The following is a 13,423-nucleotide window of genomic DNA, read 5'->3' on the forward strand; positions in this document are numbered from 1 at the left end:
CCCCTGTTAGAGTAGGACGTCGCTAGGCAAAGAAGGTGGGACGAACTTTATGTTCGTTCCATCTTTTTTTTGTTTGTTTATAAGATACAAGATATAAAGGATAATCTAAAAATCTAATTATGAATTTTTTTACAGACTAAATGATATTAAAATAGACTCAACAAATTCAATTTATACTCAATATAGAGCTACGAAGGATTGTCGGAATTTAGCGAACGGCCTTTATTTTGTTTTTTAGACTTAACTGAGGTTCATTTCGACTTAATTGGCTCTTATTTTGACTTAATTTTTTTCATTCAGACTTAATTAGCGGTGGGAGATACCCCACTCCGTATGCTTCAAAGATCATTATCACCTCACGAAACCCATTCACAACCCTCAAAATAGGAAGAAGATGGCCAGAGCCATCTTCCAACACGCGATATTCCTCAGCAAGAGCTCAAAAAAACATTCAAAAGCGATTGCTGACTCTCTTTTTTAACAAACAGCTCACAAACATCATTACCAACACCACCAAAATCAAGAAAAAAGGAGGTTTGGTATGCACCAAACTTTCAATATAAATATAAGAAGCTTCCGCCAAACTTCCTACTAAACTCCCCCAAAAACCACAACTGTTTTTGCATCAATTCTCCAGTTTCCAACTTGTCCAAAAAGTGTTATCCTTAACGAAGTATTTTTCACCTTGGGAGGCTTGCCATCATGTTAGATAATGCGTTCGTCATGGTTGGGATCATATTATTGATCAATATTGTATATGTTTCGTTTTTTACGATCAGGATGATCCTGACGTTGAAAGGACAAAGGTATTTAGCTGCCTTTATTAGTGTGTTTGAGGTCATTATCTATGTGGTGGGCCTCGGGCTGGTTCTTGATAACTTAAATGAGATTCAAAACTTGATTGCGTATGCGGTTGGTTATGGAATTGGTGTTTTAGTAGGAATGAAGATTGAAGAAAAGCTTGCACTTGGATATACTACTGTTAACGTAATTACGACAAATCTTGAAGGCGGCCTACCGAATGAGCTTCGCAACAAAGGCTATGGTGTTACAAACTGGCTTGCAGAAGGTCGTGAAGGGCAGCGTTTGATGATGGAGATCTTAACATCGCGTAAATCAGAAATGAACCTATATAATACGGTAAAGGATTTGGATCCGAAGGCGTTTATTATTTCACATGAACCAAAAGCGTTTCATGGTGGATTTTGGGTTAAGGGTATCAGGAGGTAACAGATGGAGAAGAAACCTTCTAAAAAGAAGTTTGCTGTTGAAGCAGGAGAAACGATCTCTGATTGTCTGGATCGTATGGCCAATGAGGGCTATACACCGGTTCGACGTATGGAGGAGCCTGTGTTTCATGAAGTGAAGCGCAACGGCAGAATGGAACCAGAAGTAAAAGAACAACGAATTGTATTTGAAGGCAAGCTCCTTCAATAATGATCAAAACACGAACATTAAATGCGATATATAACTTAATGTTCGATTTTTGTTGACAAAACAAAACAATCATTGCTACAATAAAATCAGAAGAATAAAGCCCTCATATAATTTCGGGAATATGGCCCGTAAGTCTCTACCTGATGACCGTTATTTCATCAGACTATGAGGGAAAGCATCTTTCTGTCTATTTTTTCGGATACGTATGTCCAGTTGGCTGCTTTCTCTCATATTAGGGAGAAGCATACTAACTGGACTTTTTTATTTTTTCTGACAATAAGGAGGCTGCCATGGCTAAAGTTGGCGTGATCATGGGAAGTGTTTCAGATTGGGAAACAATGAAAGAAGCGTGTGACCTATTAGATGAACTTGAAGTAGCTTACGAGAAGAAGGTGGTTTCGGCACACCGTACACCAGATCTCATGTTTCAATACGCAGAAGAAGCAGAACATAGAGGGATTGAAGTGATCATTGCTGGAGCAGGCGGAGCAGCTCACTTGCCAGGTATGGTCGCAGCTAAAACAATCCTGCCAGTCATTGGTGTTCCGGTTCAATCCAAAGCGCTAAACGGGATGGATTCGCTGCTATCGATTGTACAGATGCCAAAAGGTGTTCCTGTCGCGACAGTCGCGATCGGAAAACCGGGTGCAGCGAATGCAGGACTTCTAGCCGCACAGATGGTGGCTGTACATGATGAAGGAGTCAAACAACGTTTAAAACAACGCCGTGCTACAGCACAACAAATGGCGATCGAAAGTAGTGAGCTTCTTGTTTAAGACGATAAAACCACAACAAACACTTGGTATACTTGGCGGAGGTCAGCTCGGCCGTATGATGGCGTTAAGCGCTCGTGAGATGGGATTGAACGTTGTTGTTTTAGAGCCAGGTGAGAATTCACCATGCGGGCAAGTTGCTGATCAACAAATCACAACAGCTTATGACGACCGAGAAGGCATCAAGAAATTGGCGGAACAAAGCGATGTCGTCACATACGAGTTTGAAAACATAGATGCAGTGAGTGCGAGCTGGTTAGAAGAGAACGGAAACTTACCGCAGGGAAGCCGTCTACTCTCTGTCACTCAGCACCGTTTAAAAGAGAAAGAAACACTTCAAAAAGCAGGTGTCCCTGTTGCTCCATATCGTCCAGTGACCGATTTTCTTTCACTACAACATGCGGTGGAAGAATTGGGTTACCCTTCTGTATTAAAAACGTGCAGAGGCGGTTACGACGGGAAAGGGCAGTTTGTGATCAAGAAAGAAAGTGATCTTGAGATTGCAGCAACACTTTTAGAAAAAGAGACAGATTGTGTGCTGGAAGCTTGGGTTCCTTTTGAAAAAGAAATATCCGTTATCATCACGAGAAGTGTGAGCGGTGAGGTTAAATCGTTTCCGATCGCAGAGAATATACACAAAGAGAATATCCTGCATCAAACGATTGCGCCAGCACGCATCACGAACACAACAGCGGATCAAGCAAAGCTCCTAGCGGGGTCAATCGCAACGGAATTAGAGCTTGTTGGTACGCTTGCCGTAGAGATGTTCGTCGCAAAAGACGGTACGATTTATGTGAACGAACTAGCGCCACGCCCGCATAACTCCGGGCATTACACGATCGAGGCGTGTGAGACTTCACAGTTCGATCAGCATGTTCGCGCCGTATGCAACTGGCCGCTTGGCAATACAGAATTAATAAAACCAGCCGTGATGATCAACATATTAGGTGAACATCATGAGACTGTGTTACGCGAGATAGGAAATTTAGGAGAAGCGAAACTTCATCTGTACGGAAAGAAAGAAGCGAAAGCGAAACGAAAGATGGGGCATATCACGGTTTTAGGTGATACGATTGAACAGGCACTGGAAAAAGCAGAAAAAGTGTCCGCACTATTTTTAAGTGATAACAAAACGGAGGTAACACAATGATTGAACGCTATACACGCCCTGAAATGGGAGCGATTTGGACGGACGAAAACAAATATCAAGCGTGGCTTGAAGTAGAGATCTTAGCTTGTGAAGCTTGGGCAGAACTAGGAGATATTCCGAAAGAAGACGTGAAGAAGCTTCGCGAAAACGCGTCTTTTGATATTAATCGAATTCTAGAGATCGAAGAAGAAACACGCCACGATGTTGTTGCGTTTACGCGAGCGGTATCTGAAACACTTGGTGAAGAGCGCAAATGGGTACATTACGGACTAACTTCAACAGATGTAGTAGATACAGCTCTATCGTATCTACTTAAACAAGCAAACGACATCTTAGCGAAAGATCTAGATCGTTTCGTTGAGATTCTTGCAGAAAAAGCAAAAGAACATAAATATACCGTGATGATGGGTCGTACGCACGGAGTGCATGCTGAGCCGACAACGTTTGGGTTGAAGCTTGCTCTTTGGTACGAAGAGATGAAGCGTAACGTGGAACGCTTCAAGCAAGCGTCTGATACGGTTCGTTTCGGTAAAATTTCTGGAGCCGTTGGGACGTATGCAAACATCGATCCGTTCGTTGAAAAATATGTGTGTGAAAAGCTTGGACTTGAAGCCGCGCCGATCTCTACACAAACGTTGCAGCGTGATCGTCACGCGCACTACATGTCAACGTTGGCTCTTATCGCAACGAGTATCGAGAAGTTCGCAACAGAAGTACGCGGTCTTCAAAAGAGTGAGACGCGTGAAGTGGAAGAGTTTTTTGCAAAAGGTCAAAAAGGATCATCTGCTATGCCGCATAAACGTAATCCGATTGGATCTGAAAACATGACAGGTCTTGCTCGTGTAATCCGCGGTTACATGATGACAGCGTATGAGAACGTATCACTATGGCATGAGCGTGATATCTCACATTCATCAGCTGAACGTGTGATTCTACCAGATGCAACAATCGCACTGAACTACATGCTGAACCGTTTCGGTAACATCATCAAGAACTTAACCGTGTTCCCAGAGAACATGAAACGCAACATGGAGCGCACATACGGATTGATCTACTCACAACGTGTTCTTCTCAAATTAATCGATAAAGGAATGGCACGTGAAGAAGCGTACGACACAGTGCAACCAAAAGCGATGCAAGCATGGGAAGAAGGCGTACAGTTCAGAACATTAGTAGAAGCTGAACAAAAAATCACTGAAAAATTAACACCTGAAGAAATCTCTGAATGCTTTGACTACAGTTATCATCTGTCACACGTAGACACAATCTTCGACAGATTAGGGCTTTAAAAGGTTTTATATACGAAGAATTGCTTTAATAAATGGTTAGTTTTTAAATCTTTAACGTCTACACATCATTGAAAAGTTGATTGTAGAGGAAGGTACGAGACTCCTGGGGGACGAGCGGGGCAGGTGAGACTCTTAACAGCGCAGAGCGCTAAGAGGCTCACCGCACGCCCCCCGGAAAGGGAGTACCTGGAGCGGAAATCAACTCTTTCAAGCTACGAAGATTAAACAAGCTTTTTTGAAGTACTTCAACTAAAAAGAGAGTAATCTATTGAGCTCTCTTTCTCTTTGCCTATTTTAAAAGATTGAATATTGGGAATCTTCATATAACGGAGGGGTCAAGATGGAGAAGTTAGAGCAGCTATACGAAGGAAAAGCAAAACGCATCTACCGCACAACAGACGAAGAAGTCGTCTGGGTCAGCTACAAAGATTCAGCAACTGCGTTCAACGGCGAGAAAAAAGCTGAGATCGCAGGAAAAGGAAGACTGAACAACGAGATCTCTTCTATCCTTTTTGAACTGCTCAAAGAGAAGGGTATCCACTCCCACTTCATAAAACGAGTATCCGAAACAGAACAGCTCGTAAAAAAGGTGACCATCATCCCCTTAGAAGTGGTTGTTCGTAACATCGCAGCTGGGTCCTTATCAAAGCGTATCGGGATTCCTGAAGGTCAGATCCTTCCGCGCACGATCGTCGAATTTTATTACAAAAACGATGACCTTGGCGATCCACTTATCACGGAAGAACATATCGACATCATGAACTTGGCAACACGAGAGCAACTCAGTCAGATTTCAGAACAAGCGATTCAAATCAACGAAGTGCTCACTTCTTATTTTGTTCAAAAGAACGTAAAGCTCGTCGACTTTAAGCTAGAGTTCGGAACAGATGCTAACGGATACCTTATGCTCGCTGATGAAATTTCTCCTGATACTTGCCGTTTATGGGATGCTGAAACGAACGAGAAACTCGATAAAGATGTATTTCGCCGAGGATTAGGAAGTTTAACAGATGCTTATGAAAAAATACTACAACGTCTAGGAGGCCTATCATGTACAAAGTAAAGGTGTATGTAACATTAAGAGAGAGTGTATTAGATCCGCAAGGTAAGGCAGTAATGAGCTCGCTTCACAAAATGGGACAGTCAGAGGTTGAAGATGTACGTATTGGTAAGTATCTGGAGTTAACCCTTCAAAAAGGCGATTACGATCTAGATGAGAAAATCGTGAACATGTGCTCGAAACTTTTATCGAATCCGGTGATTGAAGACTACCGCTACGAGGTGGAGGAGGTTGTCGCACAGTGAAGTTTGCTGTAATCGTTTTTCCGGGATCAAACTGTGACACTGACATGTATCATGCTGTAAAAGATGAGCTCGGTGCTGAAGTTGAGTACGTCTGGCATGACGCAACAAACTTAAATCAATTTGACGGTATTTTATTGCCAGGTGGTTTCTCTTATGGAGATTACCTCCGCTCTGGCGCTATCGCACAATTCTCGAACGTGATGACAGAAGTGGTTAAAGCTGCACGAGATGGAAAACCAGTTCTTGGCGTTTGTAACGGATTTCAGATTTTACTAGAAACAGGACTTCTGCCAGGTGCGATGCGTCGCAATGAATCATTGAAATTCATCTGCCAGCCAGAAGAACTAGTCGTTGAGAACACATCGACGATCTTTACGACTCAGTACGAAAATGGTGAAGTGATCTCCGTTCCAGTCGCACATGGTGAAGGCAACTATTATTGCGATGAAGAGACGCTGCAACAGCTTAAAGCAAACAATCAGATCGTATTTACGTATAAAAACAATCCGAACGGATCGGTTGAAAACATTGCCGGTATCACGAACGAGGAAGGCAACGTGCTAGGTATGATGCCGCATCCGGAACGCGCGGTCGATGAGCTTTTAGGTAGCAAAGATGGTCTTAAATTATTTCAATCTATTGTGAAGAGCTGGAGGGAACGTTATGTCGCTGCAACATGAACCAACAAGTTCACAAATTAAGAAGCAAAAATTATACCGTGAGATGGGTTTAAGTGATTCAGAGTTTGAACTCGTAGAAAAGATTATCGGCAGATCTCCTAACTGGACAGAAACAGGACTGTTCTCTGTTATGTGGAGTGAGCATTGTTCTTATAAAAATTCAAAGCCAGTTCTAAGCAAGTTTCCTACAAAAGGTGAGCGCGTACTTCAAGGTCCTGGTGAAGGTGCTGGGATCGTGGATATCGGTGACGGTCAAGCGGTTGTTTTCAAGATCGAATCTCATAACCATCCTTCAGCGATCGAGCCTTACCAAGGAGCTGCAACAGGTGTTGGTGGAATCATCCGTGACGTTTTCTCCATGGGAGCACGTCCAATCGCGATGCTGAACTCCCTTCGTTTCGGTGAATTAGAATCTCCGCGTGTAAAGTATTTGTTTGAGCAGGTGGTAGCGGGGATCGCAGGCTACGGCAACTGTATCGGAATTCCGACGGTTGGTGGAGAAGTTCAATTTGATCCATCATATGAAGGAAATCCACTTGTGAACGCGATGTGCGTCGGTCTGATCGACCATAAAGACATTAAAAAAGGACAAGCAAAGGGTGCAGGAAACTCTGTCATGTATGTTGGGGCGAAAACAGGCCGTGACGGCATCCACGGTGCAACGTTTGCATCGGAAGAGCTTTCTGAAGCATCAGAAGAAAAGCGTCCAGCGGTTCAAGTTGGGGATCCTTTTATGGAGAAACTCGTTATGGAAGCGTGCTTAGAGCTTATTCACAACTGTGATGCACTTGTTGGGATTCAAGATATGGGTGCTGCAGGTCTTACAAGTTCGTCGGCCGAGATGGCAAGTAAAGCGGGTATGGGAATCGAGATGAACCTTGATCTTATTCCACAGCGTGAAACAGGAATGACAGCTTATGAGATGATGCTTTCAGAATCTCAAGAGCGCATGCTTTTAGTTGTTGAAAAAGGCCGTGAGCATGAAGTGGAGAAGATCTTTGCAAAATGGGATCTTGATTGCGTGACGGTTGGAACGGTTATAGAAGAACAAGTACTGCGTCTTACTCACCAAGGTGAGATCGTGGCAGATGTACCGGTAGATGCTCTTGCAGAAGATGCTCCGGTTTATCATAAGCCATCAAAGGAACCTGCTTATTATGGTGAGTTCCAAGCGCAAGCAGACTACTTCCCAGAGATTACTAGCTTCAAATCTACGTTGCTCTCTCTTTTAAAGCAACCGACGATCGCGAGCAAAGAGTGGGTTTATAACCAATATGACTATATGGTACGTACGAATACGGTCGTAGCACCTGGATCGGATGCAGCAGTCGTTCGAATTCGAGGAACGAAAAAAGCACTAGCGATGACAACAGACTGTAATTCTCGCTATCTCTATCTTGACCCAGAAGTCGGTGGCATGATCGCTGTTGCCGAAGCAGCTCGTAATCTTGTATGTTCAGGAGCGCAGCCTCTTGCGGTGACAGATTGCTTAAACTACGGAAATCCTGAAAAGCCAGAGATCTTCTGGCAGCTAGAGAAATCAGCTGACGGTATGAGTGCGGCATGCAACAAACTTGCAACGCCAGTCATCGGCGGTAACGTATCTCTTTATAACGAAACGAACGGTGTAGCCGTTTACCCAACACCAGTCATCGGTATGGTCGGGCTTATCGAAGACACGAAGCATATCATGACTCAGAGCTTTAAAGAAGCGGGCGACATCATCTATCTTATCGGTGAGAGTAAGGCTGAGTTTGGCGGAAGTGAACTTCAGAAGATGAAAGAAGGGCGCATTTTTGGTAAAGCGCCTCACATCGATCTAGAAGTGGAAGAAACAAGACAGCGTGAACTTTTAGCTGCGATTCAAAAAGGCTTGATTCAATCTGCGCATGACGTTGCAGAAGGCGGACTATCTGTTGCACTTGCTGAATCTGTGATGGACGGAAAAGTAGGAGCGAGCGTGACATTAACAGATGAGCCGATCGGAAGTCTTTTTGGAGAATCTCAATCCCGTTTCTTAGTCACAGTAAAACCTGAACATCAAGATGAGTTCCAACAGCTTGTAAAAGACGCAAAAATCATAGGTTTTGTTCGTTCTGAGAGCGGTCTAGCGATTGATAATGAGCAGGGTGAAGAGTTGTTATCCTGCACGCTCCAGGAGATGCAAGACGCCTGGAAAGGAGCTATTCCATGCTTGCTGACATCAAAGGCTTAAACGAAGAATGTGGTGTATTTGGTATATGGGGTCACCCGGATGCCGCGCAATTAACATATTATGGACTACACAGTTTGCAACATCGCGGACAAGAAGGAGCGGGAATCGTTGTAACAGACGGGGAGCGTTTACGCATTCATAAAGGAAGCGGTCTTGTAAACGACGTGTTCAGCAAAGGGGAGCTCGAAGGACTGATCGGACATGGTGCAATCGGCCATGTTCGGTATTCCACGGCAGGAGGCAATGAGCTTGCGAACGTTCAGCCTTTATTGTTCCGCTCTCAAACTAGTTCACTTGCACTTGCGCATAACGGAAATCTTGTAAATGCCAACGCGCTAAAGCATCAGCTGGAATCGCAAGGAAGCATTTTTCAAACCACTTCAGATACAGAAGTGCTTGCTCATCTAATCAAGCGTAGCGGTTATTTTACACTAAAAGAAAAAGTACAGAACGCTTTAACGATGCTAAAAGGTGCATACGCGTTCTTAGTGATGACAGAAAACGAGATGATGGTAGCACTCGATCCGAACGGCTTACGCCCATTGTCACTTGGTATGCTAGGTGATGCGTATGTAGTCGCTTCTGAAACGTGTGCGTTTGACGTAGTTGGAGCGACATACGTACGTGACGTGCAGCCAGGAGAGCTTTTGATCATTAATGAAGATGGACTAACGGTCGATACGTTCTCGACTTCTGTTCAACGCTCTATGTGTTCGATGGAATATATTTATTTTTCACGACCAGACAGCAACATCGAAGGAATCAACGTTCATGCGGCTCGTAAAAGTCTTGGGAAAAAGATGTATGAAGAAGCGCCGATTGAAGCGGATGTTGTAACAGGTGTGCCTGATTCTAGTATCTCAGCTGCGATCGGTTATGCAGAAGCATCCGGTATTCCGTATGAGATCGGTTTGATTAAAAATCGTTATGTTGGCCGTACATTCATTCAGCCATCTCAAGAGCTTCGCGAACTAGGAGTGAAGATGAAGCTTTCGCCGGTTCGAGGAATTGTAGAAGGCAAGCGCGTCGTGATGGTTGATGACTCAATCGTACGTGGTACGACGAGCCGCCGAATCGTGAAGATGCTGCGTGCTGCTGGCGCTACAGAAGTTCATGTTCGCATAACAGCACCACCGATCGCACATCCATGCTATTACGGCATTGATACGTCAGAACGTGCAGAACTGATTGCATCAAAGCATTCGGTAGATGAGATTCGTGAGATAATTGGTGCGGATTCCTTATCGTTTATTTCCGTAGAAGGACTGATGGAAGGCATCGGACGTTCAAATGCGGAACCGAACTGCGGACAATGTTTAGCTTGTTTTACTGGAAGATATCCAACAGAAATTTATCCAGATACTGTTTTACCATATGAAAAAGAGCTTGTTTAAAGGGGGAGAAGACGATGGCAGAAGCATATAAGCAAGCAGGCGTGAACATCGAAGCAGGATATGAAGCGGTCGATCGTATCAAGAAGCATGCACAGAGAACGAAGCGTCCGGAAGTATTAGCGGGTCTTGGTGGCTTTGGGGCCATGTTCGATCTATCCGGATTCTCACATAAAGAGCCTGTGCTGATTTCCGGAACAGACGGAGTAGGTACGAAACTGATGCTTGCGTTCATGGCGGATAAGCATGACACGATCGGTGTAGATGCCGTTGCGATGTGTGTGAACGATATCGTAGCGCAAGGCGCTGAGCCGCTTTATTTTCTGGACTATATTGCTTGCGGCACGCTTCACCCTGAAAAGATTGAAGAAATCGTCAGTGGAATCGCGGATGGCTGTGAACAAGCAGGGTGTGCGCTCATCGGTGGAGAAACGGCAGAGATGCCTGGCATGTACGACAGTGAAGAGTATGATCTTGCTGGATTCACTGTTGGAATCGCCGAGAAATCGAAGCTGATCAACGGAGCTGCTATCTCCGAGAACGATGTATTAATCGGCCTTGCTTCAAACGGTCTTCACTCCAACGGTTTTTCACTCGTTCGTAAAGTTTTATTAGAAAACGCAGGTCTTGATTTGAACCAACACATTGAAAGTTTATCTAAGACATTAGGTGAAGAGCTGTTAACACCGACTCGCATTTATGTAAAACCGTTGCTTGAAGTGTTCAATCAGTTCGATGTGAACGGTGTTGCTCATATTACAGGCGGCGGATTCATTGAAAACATTCCACGCATGCTGCCTGAAGGTCTTGCGGCAGAAGTAGATTATGGTTCATGGCCGGTTCCTGCAATCTTTGATCTAATCGAAGAAAAAGGAAACCTGACACGCAAAGAGATGTTCACAACGTTTAACATGGGAATTGGAATGGTGCTCTCGGTTTCAGAAGAAAATATGCTTCCGATCATCCGCCTTTTAGAAGAAACAGGCGAGAAGCCTTACATCATCGGTCGCGTGAAGCAAGGTGAAGGCGTGATCTTTGGTGGAGGAAACATCGAATGAGAAAAATAGCGGTATTTGCTTCTGGAAGCGGAAGCAACTTTCAAGCCATCGTGGACGCGGTTGAAGCAGGTGAGCTTCAAGCGGATATCGAGCTTTTAGTATGTGATAAACCGGGGGCAAAGGTAATCGATCGTGCGCGCCATTTTGACATACCAACGTACTCGTTCATGCCCAAAACTTTTGCATCAAAAGCTGATTTTGAAAAAGAAATTGTTTCTGAACTTCAATCCTATGGAGTAGAATTTATCGTTCTCGCAGGATATATGAGGTTGGTTGGCGATGTGTTATTGAAAGCGTATGAAGGTCGTATCATCAATATTCATCCGTCTTATCTGCCAGCATTTCCGGGCAAGGATGCGGTGGGACAAGCACTGAAAGCAAACGTTGCAGAAACAGGTGTAACCGTTCATTATGTAGACAGTGGAATGGATACAGGGCCGATCATTGAACAAGTAAGGATCCCCGTATTGCCAGGCGATACAGAGGATACCCTGCAGCAGCGTATACAAAAAGCAGAACACCAATTGTACCCTGCCATCATCAACAAACTATTACAAAACGACACCGTAGGAGGCATCTTACATTGACAATCAAACGCGCACTCATAAGCGTATCAAATAAAGAAGGATTGCTTGATTTTGCAGAAAAACTAGCTCATCACGGCGTAGAGATTATCTCTACAGGCGGAACAAAAAAAGCGTTACAAGACGCAGGAATTCCTGTAATCGGCATATCTGAAGTGACGGGTTTTCCAGAGATCATGGACGGGCGTGTCAAAACGCTTCATCCAAAAATTCATGGCGGCTTACTCGCTGTTCGAGATAATGAGACACATCAAGCAGCGATGACAGAAAATGAGATCTCTCCGATCGATCTTGTAGTCGTAAACCTTTATCCATTCAAAGAGACGATCGCAAAAGAAGGAACGACATTCGCTGATGCGATCGAAAATATCGATATCGGCGGACCGAGCATGCTTCGTTCAGCAGCAAAGAATCACGCTTACGTAACCGTCGTTGTCGATCCGGCAGACTATGTGACAGTAGCGGGTGAGCTTGATGGTGCAGGAGCGGTAAGTGAAGAGACGCGCCGCAGACTTGCTGCGAAGACGTTCCGTCATACAGCGGCTTATGATGCGTTAATCGCTGAGTATTTAACAGCAGCTGTAGAAGAGGAGCACCCTGAATCTTACACAGTAACATATGAAAAGAAGCAGGACCTTCGTTATGGTGAGAACCCTCATCAAAAAGCTGCGTTCTATTCAACTCCACTGAAGAACACGCTCTCTTTAACAGATGCTGAACAGCTTCACGGAAAAGAACTTTCTTACAACAACATCAACGATGCAGATGCAGCACTTTCCATCGTAAAAGAGTTTGTTGATCCAGCCGTTGTTGCGGTTAAACATATGAATCCTTGTGGAGTTGGAACAGGCTCAACCATTTTTGAAGCGTACAACCGTGCATTTGAAGCTGATCCTGTATCAATCTTTGGCGGCATCATAGCAGCTAACACAGAAATAGATGAAGAAACCGCTCAAAAGCTGAGTGAGATTTTCCTTGAAATCATCATCGCTCCTTCATTTACTGAGAAAGCGTTAGAGATTCTAACGAAAAAGAAGAACATCCGTTTATTAAAACTAGATTTTACTGAAGGTAAAGGAATCGCAAAGAAAATCACAACCGTTTCTGGCGGAATGTTAGTTCAAGAGGAAGATGTTTATGGTTTGGATGATGCGAATGTGACGATTCCTACAAAGCGCCAGCCGAATGAGCAAGAGTGGAAAGATCTGAAGCTTGCTTGGAAAGTGGTAAAACACGTGAAATCTAACGCGATTGTCTTAGCAAAAGACGAAATGACAGTAGGTGTTGGTGCAGGTCAGATGAACCGCGTTGGCGCAGCAAAGATCGCGATCGAGCAAGCTGGTGAACGTGCACAAGGTTCTGCTCTTGGGTCAGATGCGTTCTTCCCGATGGATGATACCGTAGAAGCAGCGGCACGCGCTGGCGTAACAGCAATCATCCAGCCAGGTGGATCAATCAAGGATGAAGATTCGATCAAAAAAGCAGATGAGCACGGGATCACGATGGTGTTCACAGGCGTAAGACACTTTAAGCATTAATTC

The 13,423-nt window shown here is 44.3% G+C and carries 13 protein-coding genes and 1 riboswitch; all 13 genes read left to right on the plus strand.

The features are described 5' to 3' along the window. The first annotated feature begins 702 nt into the window (after window positions 1–702). The 13 genes from P4V41_RS15800 (at window position 703) to purH (ending at window position 13,420) form a co-directional block, all read left to right on the plus strand. Entirely contained in the window at window positions 703–1,230 is a 528-nt protein-coding gene (locus tag P4V41_RS15800; RefSeq protein ID WP_066390813.1) for a DUF2179 domain-containing protein, read from the plus strand. A 3-nt stretch (window positions 1,231–1,233) separates the two neighbouring features. After that, window positions 1,234–1,437 carry an NETI motif-containing protein gene (locus P4V41_RS15805; RefSeq protein WP_197195914.1) on the plus strand — a complete coding sequence of 68 codons (204 nt, stop codon included), beginning with the start codon at window positions 1,234–1,236 and terminating at the stop codon, window positions 1,435–1,437. An 83-nt stretch (window positions 1,438–1,520) separates the two neighbouring features. Further along, window positions 1,521–1,623: riboswitch (purine riboswitch) on the plus strand. Between the two features lie 104 nt (window positions 1,624–1,727). Next, window positions 1,728–2,213, plus strand: a complete 486-nt coding sequence (purE, locus tag P4V41_RS15810) for a 5-(carboxyamino)imidazole ribonucleotide mutase (RefSeq protein WP_328086083.1) — start codon at window positions 1,728–1,730, stop codon at window positions 2,211–2,213. Further along, window positions 2,206–3,360 carry a 5-(carboxyamino)imidazole ribonucleotide synthase gene (purK, locus tag P4V41_RS15815; RefSeq protein ID WP_419181327.1) on the plus strand — a complete coding sequence of 385 codons (1,155 nt, stop codon included), beginning with the start codon at window positions 2,206–2,208 and terminating at the stop codon, window positions 3,358–3,360. Before purE ends, purK begins: the two co-directional genes overlap by 8 nt. After that, a complete protein-coding gene (purB, locus tag P4V41_RS15820) occupies window positions 3,357–4,649 on the plus strand; it encodes an adenylosuccinate lyase (protein ID WP_144704474.1) in 1,293 nt (430 codons plus the stop codon). Before purK ends, purB begins: the two co-directional genes overlap by 4 nt. Before the next feature lie 340 nt (window positions 4,650–4,989). Further along, window positions 4,990–5,712: a phosphoribosylaminoimidazolesuccinocarboxamide synthase gene (purC, locus tag P4V41_RS15825; RefSeq protein ID WP_328086087.1), complete on the plus strand. Its 723-nt coding sequence runs from the start codon at window positions 4,990–4,992 to the stop codon at window positions 5,710–5,712. Further along, window positions 5,700–5,954 carry a phosphoribosylformylglycinamidine synthase subunit PurS gene (purS, locus tag P4V41_RS15830; protein WP_137791366.1) on the plus strand — a complete coding sequence of 85 codons (255 nt, stop codon included), beginning with the start codon at window positions 5,700–5,702 and terminating at the stop codon, window positions 5,952–5,954. Before purC ends, purS begins: the two co-directional genes overlap by 13 nt. After that, the gene (purQ, locus tag P4V41_RS15835; protein ID WP_328086089.1) at window positions 5,951–6,634 is read left to right on the plus strand and encodes a phosphoribosylformylglycinamidine synthase subunit PurQ; all 684 of its coding nucleotides are present in this window, start codon (window positions 5,951–5,953) and stop codon (window positions 6,632–6,634) included. The genes purS and purQ overlap by 4 nt, the downstream gene beginning before the upstream one ends. Next, window positions 6,618–8,849 carry a phosphoribosylformylglycinamidine synthase subunit PurL gene (purL, locus tag P4V41_RS15840; protein WP_328086090.1) on the plus strand — a complete coding sequence of 744 codons (2,232 nt, stop codon included), beginning with the start codon at window positions 6,618–6,620 and terminating at the stop codon, window positions 8,847–8,849. The genes purQ and purL overlap by 17 nt, the downstream gene beginning before the upstream one ends. Continuing rightward, window positions 8,825–10,243 (plus strand): amidophosphoribosyltransferase, encoded by a 1,419-nt coding sequence (gene purF / locus P4V41_RS15845; protein ID WP_066399607.1) that lies wholly within the window; start codon window positions 8,825–8,827, stop codon window positions 10,241–10,243. The genes purL and purF overlap by 25 nt, the downstream gene beginning before the upstream one ends. Before the next feature lie 14 nt (window positions 10,244–10,257). Continuing rightward, window positions 10,258–11,298 carry a phosphoribosylformylglycinamidine cyclo-ligase gene (gene purM / locus P4V41_RS15850; RefSeq protein ID WP_328086091.1) on the plus strand — a complete coding sequence of 347 codons (1,041 nt, stop codon included), beginning with the start codon at window positions 10,258–10,260 and terminating at the stop codon, window positions 11,296–11,298. Continuing rightward, window positions 11,295–11,885, plus strand: coding sequence for a phosphoribosylglycinamide formyltransferase (gene purN, locus P4V41_RS15855; protein WP_328086092.1), 591 nt, complete (start codon window positions 11,295–11,297; stop codon window positions 11,883–11,885). The genes purM and purN overlap by 4 nt, the downstream gene beginning before the upstream one ends. Continuing rightward, window positions 11,882–13,420 carry a bifunctional phosphoribosylaminoimidazolecarboxamide formyltransferase/IMP cyclohydrolase gene (gene purH, locus P4V41_RS15860; protein ID WP_328086093.1) on the plus strand — a complete coding sequence of 513 codons (1,539 nt, stop codon included), beginning with the start codon at window positions 11,882–11,884 and terminating at the stop codon, window positions 13,418–13,420. Before purN ends, purH begins: the two co-directional genes overlap by 4 nt. Window positions 13,421–13,423: the final 3 nt, after the last annotated feature.

Origin of the sequence: Fictibacillus nanhaiensis (assembly GCF_036213205.1) — a bacterium.
Lineage (GTDB): Bacteria > Bacillota > Bacilli > Bacillales > Fictibacillaceae > Fictibacillus > Fictibacillus nanhaiensis_E.

Excerpts from the sequence above, each read along its gene's own strand:
- P4V41_RS15800 (WP_066390813.1), top strand. The coding sequence starts at position 703 with ATGTTAGATAATGCGTTCGTCATGGTTGGGATCATATTATTGATCAAT.
- P4V41_RS15805 (WP_197195914.1), top strand. The coding sequence starts at position 1,234 with ATGGAGAAGAAACCTTCTAAAAAGAAGTTTGCTGTTGAAGCAGGAGAA.
- purE (WP_328086083.1), top strand. The coding sequence starts at position 1,728 with ATGGCTAAAGTTGGCGTGATCATGGGAAGTGTTTCAGATTGGGAAACA.
- purB (WP_144704474.1), top strand. The coding sequence starts at position 3,357 with ATGATTGAACGCTATACACGCCCTGAAATGGGAGCGATTTGGACGGAC.
- purC (WP_328086087.1), top strand. The coding sequence starts at position 4,990 with ATGGAGAAGTTAGAGCAGCTATACGAAGGAAAAGCAAAACGCATCTAC.
- purS (WP_137791366.1), top strand. The coding sequence starts at position 5,700 with ATGTACAAAGTAAAGGTGTATGTAACATTAAGAGAGAGTGTATTAGAT.
- purL (WP_328086090.1), top strand. The coding sequence starts at position 6,618 with ATGTCGCTGCAACATGAACCAACAAGTTCACAAATTAAGAAGCAAAAA.
- purF (WP_066399607.1), top strand. The coding sequence starts at position 8,825 with ATGCTTGCTGACATCAAAGGCTTAAACGAAGAATGTGGTGTATTTGGT.
- purM (WP_328086091.1), top strand. The coding sequence starts at position 10,258 with ATGGCAGAAGCATATAAGCAAGCAGGCGTGAACATCGAAGCAGGATAT.
- purN (WP_328086092.1), top strand. The coding sequence starts at position 11,295 with ATGAGAAAAATAGCGGTATTTGCTTCTGGAAGCGGAAGCAACTTTCAA.